Origin of the sequence: Vibrio qingdaonensis, from assembly GCF_026191675.1 — a bacterium.
Taxonomy (GTDB): Bacteria; Pseudomonadota; Gammaproteobacteria; order Enterobacterales; family Vibrionaceae; genus Vibrio; species Vibrio qingdaonensis.
The window spans coordinates 1-14,965 of record NZ_JAKRRY010000034.1; the positions used below are offsets into that span (position 1 = coordinate 1).

Below are 14,965 nucleotides of genomic sequence, written 5' to 3' on the forward strand. Positions count from 1 at the left end.
TCATTAAGAGCCGTTTTCATTTTGAATTTTATGACATGAGCGAGAAGCACATTCAAGTACCGCTCCAGACGCTCGTTTCTTTTCCGTCAATAAAGGATAACCACAACCATCACAGTTGCCAACCACAGGCGGGTGGTTTACCGCAAACTTGCATTTAGGATAGGCATCGCAAGCGTAAAAAGCTTTACCAAATCGTGATTTTCTCTCAATTAAGTGCCCTTTCCGGCACTCGGGACAAGAAACATCAGCAACACGATTCTGTTCATTATCTTCTGGTTTGTTGGGCGATTGAATAAAGTGACATTCAGGGTACCCGCTACAACCAATAAACATTCCGTAACGACCTTGGCGAAGCAATAGCTCACAACCACAGTCCGGGCATGACACCCCTAATGATTTAATGATATGGCCATCATTTTGATGCAGTGGCTTAATAAATTCACAGCTAGGGTAATCACTGCAACCTAGAAAAGGGCCGTGCTTACCATTCTTTAGCTGTAACGTACCGCGCTGGCATTGCGGACATGACTCTTTATCGAGTGCATGTTCATGAGCCGAAAACAGTTGATGATCAATTTTACCGCTCATGAAACTCTCTTCTGTAAACGTTAGGGGGCAGGTTTCTAATGAACCATGCCTTGCTCAGTGGTGTAGATCAGCTCTTCCATCAGCGTATATTCATTTTCATTACCGGGAACATTGAACAATACCATTAAGATAATCCACTTCAGATCATCCAATTCAAATTCACTTGTTTCCAGTCCCATCACTCGATCTATCACCATCTCACGAGTTTCTGTCGTCAAGACACCCACTTGCTCTAAAAACATCAAAAAGCCTCGGCTCTTAACGTCAATACGAGACATTTCTTTGGCGGTGTAGATACGAGTTGAAGTGGATGCACTCATCGAGATAGCAGAGTGCTTATCGGTATCTTGCAGTTCCGCTAAGTCTTCTAACCATTGCAGTGCTTTGTAAATATCTTTTTGCTGAAAGCCTGCTCGTAGCAATTCATCTTCCAGTTCGTCTTGGTCTACCTGTAGTTCCGCATCGCTATGGATATAGGTTTCAAACAGGTACATCAGTATGTCCATCATCATAGCTTGCCTCTCCCACTAAGAATATAACCACCGGTAACGGCAACAATATGGCCAAGTAATTCAAGCTCAAGGAGCTGTTGCATGACCTCATGCACAGGAATATGGGTCTTTTGAGCCAAAATATCAACAGGTGTCGGCTCTATTCCTACGTTAGCCAACAGTTCTGGATATGGCAATGCTTCTTTATCAGACACTTGCCTCTCAGGTGGTGAGTCAAAAAAACTCGGTTGATGATCTTTAGACCAATTTGTCAGCGATTCTATTTCATCCAACACATCCTTTGGTGATTGTACGAGACAAGCACCGTTTTTTATCAATGAGTGGCACCCGTTATGAAAAGGGTGTCGGATTGAGCCCGGAATAGCGAACACATCTCGGCCTTGCTCAGCAGCATATCGCGCTGTAATTAACGAGCCACTTTTTTCTGTTGCCTCAACCACAACAACACCAGCCGCCAAGCCACTAATAATACGATTTCGACGTGGGAAAAACTCCGGTCTCGGTTTGCTGTAAGGAGGGTGTTCGCTAATTAGTGCACCCTGCTCCTGAATTCGGCTCGCAAGCCCTTTATGTCGATGGGGATAAATATGTTCTAAACCAGAGCCCAATACCGCCACCGTTTTACCACCGGCATTCAACGCCCCCTGATGAGCGTGTCCATCCACACCCAGCGCCAAGCCACTCGTGACAACAAACCCTTGTTCAGAAAAAGTATGCGCATAACTCGATGCTGTCTCTAGCCCTTCTATTGTGGCATTGCGGCTGCCAACCATCGCAATTTGCGGAGCACTCAATACTTGTGGATGACCAATAACGAACAGTATCGGTGGATACCCCTTTGTTTCTTTAAGTAAAGCAGGGTAATGAGGGTTTATCGACAACAATATATGGTGGTATGGGCGATTCTGCCATTCTAAGCAAGCTTGCACGACGTTCGTGGCATCATGGCGAATAAAACGAATTTGTTTTTCTTTTAGACCAATGGCACGTAGCTGAAGTTCATCAAAATCAATCAGCGTTGAGGGTGCCGCAATCGCGCATAACTTATGAAACGTCACCGAACCAATACCCGGACACAAGGCCAACGTCAGCCATGCGGCTAGTTCGTCTTCTAACGATTTACGCTCAACCATCAGTGTCATTACCGTTCTGGCGCTTCAATGATTGCCATCATTGATACTGGTTCTGTCGATGTCGTGATCACGGCGATACTAAAATGCGCATACGGACGAATCACCATCAATTGCCCAATTTCAACTTTAGGGAATGTGGATACCTTGGTGGCTTTGGTGAGTCCTTTCTCCCCTGATGAAAAGCGAAAATCTTCCGAACGCCGCTTGATAAGGTAAGTACTTCCCTGCTTCACGCTATCCAATACACCCACATTTAGCACCACTGTCTGTCCTTGCACGGCATAGTTCAACGAATTTAGCGAACCTAGAAGCTGAACTGGCTTAGACGTAATATCAGGTCCAGGTTGAGGATAAAAACTGGCGGCTAGAGACATATCCTGATGGACGCTAAACGGAATAACGAGATCACCTTTTTTAAGCTCTCTTTTAAGGCTGGTTATCATTAACGTCGTCATTCCCTCTTTCTGATCAACGGTATGGGCTTCCGCCAATAGGCGAATTTCCGTCATTTCAGCCTTCTCATCGCTCGATATATACGCTTTGCCAACCCGATAAATCCCCCACTCACGCTCTGCCCCTTCATATTGAATGTAGAGCTCATCACGATCCGTCACATAGTCCAGGCCACGACTTGACCCAGCAACAACCGGGAATGTCTCTAATCGAGAGGATTCGACAAGCCCTTCTTTTTCTAGATAACGAGTCACCGTAGCGCGCTCCGCGCCCGAAATGGCAACTTTTTGGTTAATACGAATACGAGGTGATAACTTTTCAAAGGCCTTCTTTGTCAGACGAGGCTTGCCATCAATCCAGATGAGCGAGAGTCGATCGCCAGGGTAGATGAGGTGTGGGTTATCGATGTGCTGGTTTTGCCCCCAAAGTTCAGGCCATCGCCATGGTGACTGTAGATATAATGTAGAGATGTCCCACAACGTATCTCCTGCCACAACCACATAAGACCTAGGGACATTAGGTTTGATCTTTAATTCATCGGAATCCACAGGAAAGCAAAGAAATACAGAGAGTGTGAGCAGAATAAAATGCCACTTCGATCTCAATATTTGTTGTTTCATCGTCAGCATTCCCTTGCTTTGTTTCATGGGATGCTGTCATTTAGGTGCGAAAATGTCTAGAATTGAACCAACGAAGTCCGTGCCTATTCGGCACAGTTCAATATTTTGAGTGTATATGTCTGTATTACAAGTATTAACTTTCCCGGATGAGCGCCTAAGAACAGTCGCAAAGCCTGTCACTGAAGTCACTCCGGAGATTCAAAAAGTCGTTGATGACATGATTGAAACCATGTACGACGAAGAAGGAATTGGTCTTGCGGCAACGCAAGTAGACTTCCACCAGCGTATTGTTGTGATCGATATTTCCGACACACGCGATGAACCGATGGTCCTTATCAATCCAGAAATCACCGAAAAACGCGGTGAAGACGGTATTGAAGAGGGTTGCTTGTCCGTGCCTGGCGCACGCGCACTCGTTGCTCGCGCAGCAGAAGTCAGCGTCACTGCGCTTAACCGCGATGGTGAAGCGTTCTCCTTTGAAGCCGATGACTTACTCGCCATTTGTGTTCAGCACGAATTGGACCATTTAGAGGGCAAACTTTTTGTCGATTATCTTTCCCCTCTAAAGCGTAAGCGTATCAAAGATAAATTAGAAAAGATTCAGCGCTTCAACGCGAAACAATAATAACTTAAGTGAGGTTTCTGTGAGCCAATCATTACGCATTGTGTTTGCCGGTACTCCAGACTTCGCCGCCCGTCACTTGGCGGCGTTATTGTCTTCGGAGCACGACATTATTGCCGTTTACACCCAACCAGATCGACCGGCGGGGCGCGGCAAAAAGCTAACCGCTAGCCCAGTAAAAACGATGGCGATTGAGCATGATATTCCTGTCTACCAGCCAGTGAATTTTAAATCAGATGAAGCCAAACAAACGCTGAAAGATTTGAATGCCGATCTTATGATCGTCGTTGCGTATGGTTTATTGCTCCCACAAGCAGTCCTTGATACCCCTAAATTGGGTTGCATCAATGTTCACGGTTCTATTTTGCCTCGCTGGCGTGGCGCAGCGCCAATCCAGCGCTCTATTTGGGCGGGCGATGCAGAAACAGGCGTGACTATCATGCAGATGGATATCGGTCTTGATACTGGTGACATGCTAAAAATCGCGACACTTCCTATCGAAGCCACCGACACTAGTGCCACTATGTATGACAAGCTCGCCGAGCTAGGTCCGCAGGCTTTAGTTGACTGCTTAGGTGACATTGCTGCTGGCAATACAAAACCAGTAAAGCAAGACGACGAGCAAGCCAATTACGCCAGTAAGTTGAGCAAAGACGAAGCGAAGATTGACTGGTCGCTAGACGCGGAGTTTATCGAGCGCTGCGTGCGAGCCTTTAACCCGTGGCCAATGAGTTTCTTCTCGGTGGAAGAGAACAACATCAAAGTTTGGCAATCTCGTGTCGAGGCAAGTACGACAGAAATGGCAGTAGGCACTATCCTTAAGGCTGATAAAACAGGAATTTACATTGCTACTGGAAAGGGCACCTTAGTTCTGGAGCAGATCCAGATCCCAGGAAAGAAAGCCATGCCGGTCAGTGATGTACTAAACTCCAAAGCCAGCTGGTTTGAAGTCGGCAGTATCCTAGGTTAACGATACTCCCTACATACAATCTTTAGGGCCAGTACTGACCAGTGCAGGCCCTAGTTTGTTTTAATAACAACACAATTTTAGGTAACTAACATGAACGTTCGCGCTGTTGCGGCCAACATCCTGTTTCAAGTGGTTGATAAAGGTCAATCCCTATCCAATGCGCTTCCTGCCGGTCAACAGCAGGTCAAACCACGTGACCAAGCTTTACTGCAAGAAATTTGTTTTGGCGCCCTGCGAATCCTACCTCGCTTGGAATCCATTGCTTCTGAACTCATGGAAAAACCGCTTAAAGGCAAACAGCGTGTTTTTCATCACCTGATCCTTGTTGGCATTTACCAAATTGGCAATATGCGCATCCCAGCACACGCCGCAGTAGGTGAAACGGTTGAAGCAACGAAAACGCTAAAAGGCCCGAAATTGCGTGGACTCATCAATGCGGTATTGCGAAATTATCAACGTAATCAAGAACAGCTCGATGAAATATCCATGAGTCACAATGCCGGTAAATATGGTCACCCAGGCTGGCTGCTAAAACTGCTCCAAAATAGTTACCCAGAGCAGTGGGCGGATATTCTAGAAGCGAACAACACCAAAGCACCGATGTGGTTACGTGTTAATCACCAGCATCACACAAGAGATGAATACTTAGAACTGCTCAAAAATGAAGGCATTGATTGCACAGCACACTCAGAAGCGCAAGATGCTCTAAAATTGGCCGCACCTTGCGACGTCAACAACTTGCCAGGCTTTGATAAAGGCTGGGTATCGGTACAAGATGCCGCAGCGCAACTCTCTCTTAATTATCTCCAGCCTCAAGATGGTGAGTTAATTCTAGATTGCTGCGCCGCGCCAGGTGGCAAAACGGCTCATATTCTTGAGCGCACAACAGGCAGCAAAGTCGTTGCCATTGATTGTGATGAAACTCGCCTAAAGCGCGTTCACGACAACCTGCAGCGTTTACAACTTCAAGCGACCGTCGTTTGTGGTGATGCAAGAACACCGCAAGAGTGGTGGCAAGGTGAACAATTCGACCGCATCTTGTTGGATGCGCCTTGCTCTGCAACGGGCGTTATTCGTCGCCACCCTGATATCAAATGGCTGCGTCGAGCTGAAGACATTGCGGCTCTTGCTGAGCTGCAACGTGAAATATTTGATGCAATGTGGCAACAGCTCAAAACTGGCGGCACCATGGTGTACGCAACATGCTCAATTACACCGCAAGAAAACGTAGAACAAGTGAAAGCATTCTTGGCGCGAACCAGCAATGCCCAGCTAGTAGATTCAGATATCAACCACCCAGGACGTCAGATTTTGCCTGGAGAAGAAGATATGGATGGCTTCTATTACGCAGTATTAAAAAAAGCATAGAATGCTAAGGTATTGATAGTTATTCTAGCGACTCGTTGAGTCGACATAATCAAAAGAGCGAAACGTTATGAAAATCATCATTCTTGGTGCAGGGCAAGTCGGTGGCACACTCGCAGAAAACCTCGTGGGTGAAAACAATGATATTACCATTGTAGATAAAAACAGTGACCGTCTGCGTGAACTACAAGATAAGTATGATTTACGGGTAGTCAACGGCTATGCGAGCCACCCCGACGTATTGCGTGAAGCTGGAGCTCAAGATGCCGATATGTTGGTTGCCGTCACCAATATGGACGAAACCAATATGGCAGCCTGTCAGGTGGCGTTTTCGCTCTTTAACACCCCAAACCGTGTCGCTCGTATTCGCTCACGTGAGTATCTCATTGAAAAAGAAACGCTGTTTAATTCAGGGGCAGTACCCGTTGACCACTTAATTGCGCCAGAAGAGTTGGTCACCAGTTATATCGAACGCTTAATTCAATATCCCGGCGCGCTGCAAGTGGTCAGTTTTGCCGATGAGAAGGTCAGCCTAGTGGCGGTGAAGGCCTACTATGGCGGTCCACTGGTAGGCAATGCCCTATCAACATTGCGTGAACACATGCCGCACATCGACACGCGAGTCGCTGCCATCTTTCGACAAGGTCGCCCTATTCGCCCCCAAGGCACCACCATTATTGAAGCTGATGACGAGGTGTTTTTTGTTGCGGCCAGTAACCATATTCGTTCGGTCATGAGTGAGCTTCAACGCCTCGAAAAACCTTATCGTCGCATCATGATTGTTGGTGGGGGTAATATCGGTTCAAGCCTGTCGAAACGCCTAGAACAAAACTACAGCGTTAAGCTCATCGAACGCAGTTATCAACGAGCTGAGAAGCTTTCTGAGCAACTCGAAAACACCATCGTGTTCTGCGGTGACGCGGCGGATCAAGAATTACTTGCCGAAGAAAATATCGACCAAGTAGACGTCTTTATTGCGCTAACCAATGAAGATGAAACTAACATCATGTCTGCAATGTTAGCGAAAAAGATGGGCGCTAAAAAAGTGATGGTGCTTATTCAACGAGGCGCGTACGTTGATCTCGTTCAAGGTGGCACCATTGACGTAGCAATATCACCCCAGCAAGCCACTATTTCCGCGCTGCTAACCCATGTAAGACGTGCTGACATCGTTAATGTATCGTCATTAAGACGCGGCGCTGCTGAAGCCATTGAAGCCGTCGCTCGTGGTGATGAAACCACATCCAAAGTGGTAGGCAAAGCCATTGGTGAGATCAAGTTACCACCAGGCACCACCATTGGCGCTATTGTCCGTGGCGAAGAAGTGCTGATTGCTCACGATCGTACCGTCATTGAGCAAGATGACCACGTGGTCATGTTCCTTGTGGACAAAAAGTATGTTCCCGATGTAGAAGCACTATTCCAACCAAGTGCATTCTTCTTATAAGGCACATTTATGGTCAATGCTCGTCCAGTCGCGTTCGTTATTGGGTTAGTTCTTTCAAAACTGGCCCTATTTATGTACGTCCCGACATTAGTCGCCTTTTTCACGGGTACCGATGGTTTTCTTGATTTTGGCTTAGCGGTAGCAATTACCCATCTTGTGGCATTTTTATGCCTATCAATAGGTCGCACCAAGAATTTTCATCTAAGTGTGCGTGATATGTTCCTGATTACCAGCCTCGTCTGGATGATTACCAGCGCATTTGCCGCACTACCTTTTGTGTTCATCAACCATATCAGCTTTACCGATGCGTACTTTGAAACCATGTCAGGCATTACTACGACAGGCTCAACCGTTCTCAGCGGGCTCGACAATATGGCACCAAGTATTTTGCTATGGCGTTCTATTTTGCAATGGCTTGGTGGTATTGGCTTTATTGTTATGGCGGTAGCGGTATTGCCGATGCTTAATGTCGGGGGAATGCGCTTATTCCAAACCGAATCGTCCGATTGGTCAGATAAAAGCAGCCCAAGAGCAAAAACCGTCGCAAAGAATATTGTCTTAGTCTATTTGGTATTGACCGCGCTGTGTCTGCTTGGATACCTAGCAACTGGAATGTCATTGTTTGATGGCATTAATCATGCCTTTACAACGCTGTCTACAGGAGGCTATTCCACCTCCGATGGTTCGATGAACCACTTCTCCAATGGTGCCCATTGGGTAGGCACCATTTTTATGTTTTTGGGTGGGTTGCCTTTCCTACTCTTTGTCTCTGCGCTCACTAAACGTAATCTTCGTGTCATCATCAATGACGCGCAAGTTCGCGGTTTCACCTATTTGTTCTTAGTATCCAGCACCATCGTTGCACTGTGGCTCATTATCAAAAACGATTACGCATTGAGTGATGCGTTTCGAGTCGCGATGTTTAACATCGTCTCTGTCGTGACAACCACTGGCTTTGGTTTAGAAGACTTTACCGCGTGGGGAGCCTTACCCAGCGTTATTTTTGTATTTATAATGATGGTAGGCGCTTGCTCTGGTTCTACGTCTGGTGGCATCAAAATATTCCGTATTCAGATTGCCATTACGCTCTTAAACAAACAGATGATGAAGCTTATCCATCCATCAGGTGTCTTCGTACAACGCTACAACCATCGCCCCGTCAATGATGATATTGTTCGCTCTGTTGTCGCGTTTGTATTGATGTTCTTTGTTACTATCATAGTGCTTGCAGCCTCACTGAGCGCGATGGGACTTGACCCAGTCACCAGCATTTCAGGGGCAATTACGGCCGTGGCTAACGTCGGGCCAGGAATGGGGACCATCATCGGCCCTACAGGTAATTTCTCATCACTGCCCGATGCCGCTAAATGGTTATTAAGTCTCGGCATGTTAATGGGACGCCTCGAGATTTTGACACTACTTGTGCTCTTTTTCCCTGCGTTTTGGCGTCGTTAACATCGGTAACCTCATGACTTAACGAGGCTGTACATACCAATAAATAGCGAAAAAGTGACAAGCCGCGCCTGCCAAAACAAACACATGCCAAATAGCATGATTGAATGGAATGCGCTCACACGCATAAAATACCGCACCCAAGGTATACGTCACCCCGCCCAGCGCCAACAACATAACACCTGACGGATCTAAGCTTTGAGATAACTGATACAACGGAATAAGCGATAGCCAACCCATGGTTAAATAAGTCAGCAATGAAAAACGCTTAATACGGTGGGCATAAAAAAGCTTCATGACAACCCCCACTACTGCCAACAACCAAACAATGACCATAACTGACACCGCAAGAGGTGTTCGCAAACACACCAGCATAAACGGTGTATAACTCCCTGCGATCAACAGGTAGATAGCACAATGGTCAAAAGTTTTCAGGCGACGTTTTTGCGTGGGGTCATCAATAGAATGGTAGAGTGTCGAAGCCAGAAATAATGTCACCATGCTGCAGCCATAAACACTCATACTAATGAATGTGAGCGCATCGGCATTGGCTTGAATCGATTTCAATACAAGTAACACTAAGCCAACGGCAGACAAAGCGACACCAAGTGCGTGGGTAACACTATTCGCGCGCTCTTCGTGCAAACTATACAATGAAGCTGATGACATGGTACATACTCAAGATAGGACTTGTTTGCAGCATGACATATTCAGCTTACAAATGTAAGCTGAATGATTGAGCATTCCTTTTCTAAGAGGTTTGATCGAGATAATCGAGCACTTTCTTACCCGCTTCTTCTGCGGTCATTGAGCTTGGTAGGGTTAGTTCACGCTTTAACTGCCCCAACCCAATCAAGCTAGAAAGCATTCCGCCAATGCCATCTCTATTTCTATCAATTTCAAACCACAATTTAAGTTCGCTTTCATCCCGGTAAGCTACGATTTCTAGTTCTCTCCAACGACCATGGTAAGGCCCGGTGGTCGGCACAAATTCAAACTCTTGCACAAACGGCATCGCAAACCCTTTTGCCGCTTCGCATTCAACTTGTCGAATTCGCAACCCTTCATGCTCTAACGTAGAAAAAATTCCATCAAGCAAAGGATCGGGTCTCACGGTAAGTAAATCTTTATCTGTGGGATCGGCGGCTAGTGCGATATCAAGCCCTGTCTCGAGCCACACTTTAGAATCACCCAACGTGACGGGAGTATTCCAAGGAACCGCCAATTCTACTTCAAAATCTCGCGTTTCACCGGGCTCAATCGTAAACGCATAAGGTAACGTCCACGTTTCCAATTCATAGGTTTTCGCTACACGCTTCTTAGGACTGCCTGGCTGATTCTGATTATCATGATGACTACGAGCGACTTCATCAATATAACGGCAGCATAAACGCATATTAATATTATCGACCGTTTGGGCGGTTTTGCCGCCATAAACATGAACCGTCACTTTGACGTTCTCGCCAGGATAAAGGAACTCCTGGTGCAATACAGAGTCCACTCGCGCCGCACCAATCCCAAAGCTTGCTAAGGTTTTCTTAAAAAAAGACATACGCACCTCCATTCACTACTCACCGTTTTATCGCAATTGATACGATAAAACAAATATACATAGCAAAAAAACCACATGTGCAAAAAAGCAGCAATTAATTTTATCTAGGCTATCGAACCAAATAACACTTGGTGATATTCTATACGTGATATGCATGCATATCGTTATTCCTGATTATTTATTAGGACTGGCATCCGCCAAAAAAGAGCCATTGTATTTCAATGACTCATAAATAATCAGGCCATTAGATTGGCAATGGAATTGCCTGACTGTTAGGTATAGCAATGCGCCCTACTCCTGTCAGGTTTTCGCACTCAAATCGTGGTGCGTCGCGTCGTCGCAGTGGTTTTGCCCCTGCTTTTGTCGCAAAACAGGCCGCTCCTTCTATGACGCTTGTTGAAAAAAGTGCTCTTTTGGCACCGACTCCAACAAAAGTCGTTAAAGCAGCATAATAAAAAAGCGCAGACACCCTGCGCTTTTTTTATGCCTAGCGCTTTCTCATATTGGTTATTGTCATGAACTTTGATATTTTGATGCAAAAATCACTATAAGAATTGTGGAGAAAACTATGAAGTGTCATCGCCTCAACGAGCTCATCGAACTTATGCAGCCGGAATGGCAAAAAGAGCCAGATCTCAACCTAATGGAGTTCATCGCGAAACTCGCCAATGAAGCGGGCTATAACGGCGAACTTGCTGAACTGACTGACGATGTACTCATTTATCATCTCAAGATGCGTAATAGCCAAAAGGACGACATGATCCCTGGCCTTGCCAAAGACCAAGAAGATGATTTTAAAACCGCATTATTGAAAGCTCGCGGTATTATCAAGTAGTCATACTCACCTTTTGTCAAAACGCTCCTCACTTAGTAGGAGCGTTTTTATATCCATTGATTTCATATTTCTTGTTAAAGGTTGATAGCCTTAAAGAAAAGAGTTTGTTATCGAGGTTATAATCGGCGCGTTTTCTATTTACGTAGAAACTTATACTTTATCAATGATTGCTAGCTCTTAGCGCTGCTCATGGGTAAAGGTTACCTCGCAATGTCGGAAAAATAGAGCATGTCAAAACATGCCGTCAGCCTAAGAAGGACCGCTTCACATGAGTCAGGATAAGATTGACATAAAGGACGTGACGCCAAAAACGTTCAATCCTAAAACACACAAAGGCAATGGAGATCGCTTTAACCCTAGCAATCGTATTTATGTACGTGAAAGTAAAGGGACATTTCAAAAACTAAGACGCTACGGCGGTTGGTTTCTACTCGTTCTATTCGCTATTGTTCCTTGGATCCCATATGGTGAAAGGCAAGCCATTCTCCTCGATATTGGCAACCAGCAGTTTAACTTTTTTGGCACCACCCTTTATCCGCAAGACTTAACATTACTTGCACTGTTGTTTATGGTCGCCGCCTTCGGACTGTTCTTTATTACCACCTTTTTAGGGCGCGTATGGTGTGGGTACTTATGTCCCCAAACCGTTTGGACCTTTATGTACATCTGGTTTGAAGAAAAACTGGAAGGCAGCGCCAACAAAAGACGAAAACAAGATTCAAATAAACTCACTACAAACCTCGCAGCAAGAAAAGCCCTAAAACATATAGCCTGGTTAGCTATCGCACTCGCCACTGGCTTTACCTTCACTGGGTATTTCGTTCCTATTAGTGATTTAGTGGTCGATTTCTTTAGTTTCAACGCCAGTTTTTGGCCCGCCTTTTGGGTATTGTTTTTTGCTGGTTGTACCTATGGCAATGCTGGCTGGATGCGCTCTATCATGTGTATTCACATGTGCCCCTATGCACGCTTCCAATCCGCGATGTTTGATAAAGATACGTTTATTGTCGGCTACAACCCTAAGCGCGGGGAACAGCGTGGTCCACGCCCTAGAAAAGCCGACCACAAAGCACTCGGATTAGGCGACTGCATTGACTGCGACTTGTGCGTTCAGGTGTGTCCAACCGGCATTGATATCCGTGACGGACTGCAATACGAATGTATTAACTGTGGTGCCTGTATTGACGCCTGTGATAAAACGATGGATCGCATGGGGTACGAAAAAGGTTTGATTAACTACACCACAGAGCATCGTCTATCGGGTAAACATACGAAAGTCATGCGACCAAAACTGCTAGGTTACGGTGCCATTCTTCTTGTGATGATTGCTCTATTCTTTGTGCAAATATCCGCAGTGGACCCTGCCGGATTAAGCGTGTTAAGAGATCGCAGCCAGCTATCCCGGACTAACAGTGATGGTCTCGTTGAAAATACCTACACCCTAAAAATCATTAACAAAACACAGCAAGAACAACAATACACTCTTTCTGTTTCTGGCTTAGAATCCGTTATTTGGTATGGAAAACAAACGATTACGGTTGAACCTGGCGAAGTGTTAAACCTGCCAATGAGCCTTGGCGTTGACCCAGAACAACTCAGTTCACCCGTTGCCACAATTCAGTTTATACTGAGTGACAATAATGACTTTTCTATCGAAGTGGAAAGCCGATTTCTTAAGAAACTCTAGCCGAGTACCCCTTCACCATCAATAATAGGAAAAGGCTCAGTAATGAGCCTTTTTAGTTGGATAATGACAGACCAAGCGTTCAATTTTGACGCTCTAACACCAGACTTTATGTGGTATGCACTAGAGAGTATTGGTATAAGAGCCGAATCCGGACTTCTTCCACTTAACAGCTACGAAAACCGGGTCTATCAGTTTACCGATGAAGACAAAAAGCGGTATGTCGTCAAGTTTTATCGTCCACAGCGTTGGTCACTTGCTCAGATTCAAGAAGAGCACGACTTCGCCCATGAACTGGTCGCGCATGATGTGCCTATTTCAGCACCTCTTGTTCTAAATGGCACAACCATTCATCAATATGAAGGCTACTTTTTTACCCTCTTCATTAGCGAGGGAGGCCGGCAATTTGAAGTCGACAACTTAGAGCAACTAGAGTGGGTGGGTCGCTTTCTGGGTCGAATGCACAAAGTAGGGGCGGCACAGCCTTTTGAGCACCGCCCAACCATTGGTTTGGAAGAGTACCTCTATCAACCGAGAAAGCTGCTGCAATCGTCTAATTTTATCCCTATGCATCTCGAGAACGCTTTCTTCAATGACCTCGATATGCTCATTGCTCAAATTGAAACGCATTGGGAGCCGAGCAGCATCATTCGCTTACACGGCGATTGCCACCCAGGTAATATTCTGTGGCGCGATGGCCCGATGTTTGTCGATTTAGATGACGCTAGAAATGGTCCAGCCGTACAAGATTTATGGATGTTATTAAGTGGCGACAGACAAGATAAAATGATGCAGTTAGACATTATTCTTGAAGGCTACCAAGAGTTTAATGACTTTCCTTCTAGCCAGCTGAAACTAATTGAGCCTCTGCGCGGTCTACGTATGGTGTATTACATGGCTTGGCTTGCGAAGCGCTGGAATGACCCTGCCTTCCCCTTGGCTTTTCCTTGGTTCAATGACCCTAAATATTGGGAAGGGCAAGTGCTTGGCTTTAAAGAACAAATGGCCGCACTCAATGAAAAGCCACTTTCATTACAGCCACAGTGGTGACAAACTAACGACTATCCGTTTTTAAGGATTTAAATTGTACATGGAGACAACAATGAAAAGATTTATCGCATTATTTGCTACGCTTCTTGTGAGTGTAGGTGTAAGCGCTGCACAATTTGAAGAAGGCACTCATTATAAAGTGCTAGACACAGAACCAACTACTAAGCCGACAGTGACTGAATTTTTCTCTTTTTATTGCCCACACTGTCATAGTTTTGAGCCAATCATAGAGCAGCTAAAAACAAAAATTCCGGCTGACGCCAAATTCCAAAAGAACCATGTGTCATTCATGGGTGGCAACATGGGCATGTCGATGAGCAAAGCGTACGCCACCATGATTGCTTTGAAAGTCGAAGATAAAATGGTTCCAGTACTATTTAATCGCATTCACACCATGCAACAAGCGCCTCGTAACGACGAAGAGCTGCGCCAAATTTTCTTAGATGAAGGCGTTGATGCGAAGAAATTCGACGCGACATTCAACGGTTTTGCCGTCGACTCCATGGTTCGTCGTTTTGATAAACAATTCAAAGACAGCGGCCTTTCTGGCGTTCCAGCGGTCATCGTCAACAACAAATACCTTGTCGAAGCAGGCGGCATTCAGTCACTCGATGAGTACTTTGCGTTGGTGAACTTCCTACTGAAAAAATAGCCACGACATACACATAAAGCCGAGCGACTA

Annotated in this window: 16 protein-coding genes; 10 read left to right on the forward strand and 6 right to left on the reverse strand. The window is 45.7% G+C overall.

The window, feature by feature from the left end; translation table 11 throughout:
* Positions 1 to 3: 3 nt before the first annotated feature.
* Genes MD535_RS19790 through MD535_RS19805 form a run of 4 tightly spaced genes read right to left on the reverse strand, consistent with a single transcriptional unit; the run spans position 4 to position 3,306 of the window.
* Positions 4 to 588 carry a topoisomerase DNA-binding C4 zinc finger domain-containing protein gene (locus MD535_RS19790; RefSeq protein ID WP_265676758.1) on the reverse strand — a complete coding sequence of 195 codons (585 nt, stop codon included), beginning with the start codon at positions 586 to 588 and terminating at the stop codon, positions 4 to 6.
* 35 nt (positions 589 to 623) lie between these two features.
* Entirely contained in the window at positions 624 to 1,100 is a 477-nt protein-coding gene (locus tag MD535_RS19795; protein ID WP_279348332.1) for a DUF494 family protein, read from the reverse strand.
* Entirely contained in the window at positions 1,097 to 2,233 is a 1,137-nt protein-coding gene (gene dprA / locus MD535_RS19800; protein WP_265676805.1) for a DNA-processing protein DprA, read from the reverse strand. Before dprA ends, MD535_RS19795 begins: the two co-directional genes overlap by 4 nt.
* A gap of 8 nt (positions 2,234 to 2,241) precedes the next feature.
* The gene (locus MD535_RS19805) at positions 2,242 to 3,306 is read right to left on the reverse strand and encodes a LysM peptidoglycan-binding domain-containing protein (RefSeq protein WP_265676759.1); all 1,065 of its coding nucleotides are present in this window, start codon (positions 3,304 to 3,306) and stop codon (positions 2,242 to 2,244) included.
* A gap of 115 nt (positions 3,307 to 3,421) precedes the next feature.
* On the opposite strand from MD535_RS19805, the gene def reads away from it, so the two are divergent.
* From def to MD535_RS19830, 5 genes are all read left to right on the forward strand, one after another.
* Positions 3,422 to 3,931: a peptide deformylase gene (gene def / locus MD535_RS19810; protein ID WP_265676760.1), complete on the forward strand. Its 510-nt coding sequence runs from the start codon at positions 3,422 to 3,424 to the stop codon at positions 3,929 to 3,931.
* A 19-nt stretch (positions 3,932 to 3,950) separates the two neighbouring features.
* Positions 3,951 to 4,898 (forward strand): methionyl-tRNA formyltransferase, encoded by a 948-nt coding sequence (fmt, locus tag MD535_RS19815; protein ID WP_265676762.1) that lies wholly within the window; start codon positions 3,951 to 3,953, stop codon positions 4,896 to 4,898.
* 90 nt (positions 4,899 to 4,988) lie between these two features.
* Entirely contained in the window at positions 4,989 to 6,266 is a 1,278-nt protein-coding gene (gene rsmB / locus MD535_RS19820; RefSeq protein ID WP_265676763.1) for a 16S rRNA (cytosine(967)-C(5))-methyltransferase RsmB, read from the forward strand.
* 67 nt (positions 6,267 to 6,333) lie between these two features.
* The gene (trkA, locus tag MD535_RS19825) at positions 6,334 to 7,710 is read left to right on the forward strand and encodes a Trk system potassium transporter TrkA (RefSeq protein ID WP_265676764.1); all 1,377 of its coding nucleotides are present in this window, start codon (positions 6,334 to 6,336) and stop codon (positions 7,708 to 7,710) included.
* A 9-nt stretch (positions 7,711 to 7,719) separates the two neighbouring features.
* The gene (locus tag MD535_RS19830) at positions 7,720 to 9,165 is read left to right on the forward strand and encodes a TrkH family potassium uptake protein (RefSeq protein WP_265676765.1); all 1,446 of its coding nucleotides are present in this window, start codon (positions 7,720 to 7,722) and stop codon (positions 9,163 to 9,165) included.
* Positions 9,166 to 9,183: 18 nt separating this feature from the next.
* Here MD535_RS19830 and trhA read toward each other — a convergent pair whose 3' ends face one another.
* Positions 9,184 to 9,831: a PAQR family membrane homeostasis protein TrhA gene (gene trhA / locus MD535_RS19835; RefSeq protein WP_265676766.1), complete on the reverse strand. Its 648-nt coding sequence runs from the start codon at positions 9,829 to 9,831 to the stop codon at positions 9,184 to 9,186.
* An 82-nt stretch (positions 9,832 to 9,913) separates the two neighbouring features.
* Entirely contained in the window at positions 9,914 to 10,714 is an 801-nt protein-coding gene (locus MD535_RS19840) for a sporulation protein (RefSeq protein ID WP_265676767.1), read from the reverse strand.
* Between the two features lie 284 nt (positions 10,715 to 10,998).
* Here MD535_RS19840 and MD535_RS19845 point away from each other — a divergent pair, with 284 nt between their 5' ends.
* From MD535_RS19845 to MD535_RS19865, 5 genes are all read left to right on the forward strand, one after another.
* Positions 10,999 to 11,166 (forward strand): hypothetical protein, encoded by a 168-nt coding sequence (locus MD535_RS19845; protein ID WP_250619274.1) that lies wholly within the window; start codon positions 10,999 to 11,001, stop codon positions 11,164 to 11,166.
* A 116-nt stretch (positions 11,167 to 11,282) separates the two neighbouring features.
* Positions 11,283 to 11,549 (forward strand): YihD family protein, encoded by a 267-nt coding sequence (locus MD535_RS19850; protein ID WP_265676768.1) that lies wholly within the window; start codon positions 11,283 to 11,285, stop codon positions 11,547 to 11,549.
* Between the two features lie 268 nt (positions 11,550 to 11,817).
* Positions 11,818 to 13,236 (forward strand): cytochrome c oxidase accessory protein CcoG, encoded by a 1,419-nt coding sequence (gene ccoG, locus MD535_RS19855; RefSeq protein ID WP_265676769.1) that lies wholly within the window; start codon positions 11,818 to 11,820, stop codon positions 13,234 to 13,236.
* 63 nt (positions 13,237 to 13,299) lie between these two features.
* Positions 13,300 to 14,283: a serine/threonine protein kinase gene (locus MD535_RS19860; protein ID WP_265676806.1), complete on the forward strand. Its 984-nt coding sequence runs from the start codon at positions 13,300 to 13,302 to the stop codon at positions 14,281 to 14,283.
* Positions 14,284 to 14,335: 52 nt separating this feature from the next.
* The gene (locus tag MD535_RS19865) at positions 14,336 to 14,935 is read left to right on the forward strand and encodes a thiol:disulfide interchange protein DsbA/DsbL (protein WP_265676770.1); all 600 of its coding nucleotides are present in this window, start codon (positions 14,336 to 14,338) and stop codon (positions 14,933 to 14,935) included.
* Positions 14,936 to 14,965: the final 30 nt, after the last annotated feature.

Coding starts and splice junctions, on each gene's coding strand:
- MD535_RS19790 (WP_265676758.1), bottom strand. CDS start 588: ATGAGCGGTAAAATTGATCATCAACTGTTTTCGGCTCATGAACATGCA.
- MD535_RS19795 (WP_279348332.1), bottom strand. CDS start 1,100: ATGATGATGGACATACTGATGTACCTGTTTGAAACCTATATCCATAGC.
- dprA (WP_265676805.1), bottom strand. CDS start 2,233: ATGGTTGAGCGTAAATCGTTAGAAGACGAACTAGCCGCATGGCTGACG.
- MD535_RS19805 (WP_265676759.1), bottom strand. CDS start 3,306: ATGAAACAACAAATATTGAGATCGAAGTGGCATTTTATTCTGCTCACA.
- def (WP_265676760.1), top strand. CDS start 3,422: ATGTCTGTATTACAAGTATTAACTTTCCCGGATGAGCGCCTAAGAACA.
- rsmB (WP_265676763.1), top strand. CDS start 4,989: ATGAACGTTCGCGCTGTTGCGGCCAACATCCTGTTTCAAGTGGTTGAT.
- trkA (WP_265676764.1), top strand. CDS start 6,334: ATGAAAATCATCATTCTTGGTGCAGGGCAAGTCGGTGGCACACTCGCA.
- MD535_RS19830 (WP_265676765.1), top strand. CDS start 7,720: ATGGTCAATGCTCGTCCAGTCGCGTTCGTTATTGGGTTAGTTCTTTCA.
- trhA (WP_265676766.1), bottom strand. CDS start 9,831: ATGTCATCAGCTTCATTGTATAGTTTGCACGAAGAGCGCGCGAATAGT.
- MD535_RS19840 (WP_265676767.1), bottom strand. CDS start 10,714: ATGTCTTTTTTTAAGAAAACCTTAGCAAGCTTTGGGATTGGTGCGGCG.
- MD535_RS19845 (WP_250619274.1), top strand. CDS start 10,999: ATGCGCCCTACTCCTGTCAGGTTTTCGCACTCAAATCGTGGTGCGTCG.
- MD535_RS19850 (WP_265676768.1), top strand. CDS start 11,283: ATGAAGTGTCATCGCCTCAACGAGCTCATCGAACTTATGCAGCCGGAA.
- ccoG (WP_265676769.1), top strand. CDS start 11,818: ATGAGTCAGGATAAGATTGACATAAAGGACGTGACGCCAAAAACGTTC.
- MD535_RS19860 (WP_265676806.1), top strand. CDS start 13,300: ATGACAGACCAAGCGTTCAATTTTGACGCTCTAACACCAGACTTTATG.
- MD535_RS19865 (WP_265676770.1), top strand. CDS start 14,336: ATGAAAAGATTTATCGCATTATTTGCTACGCTTCTTGTGAGTGTAGGT.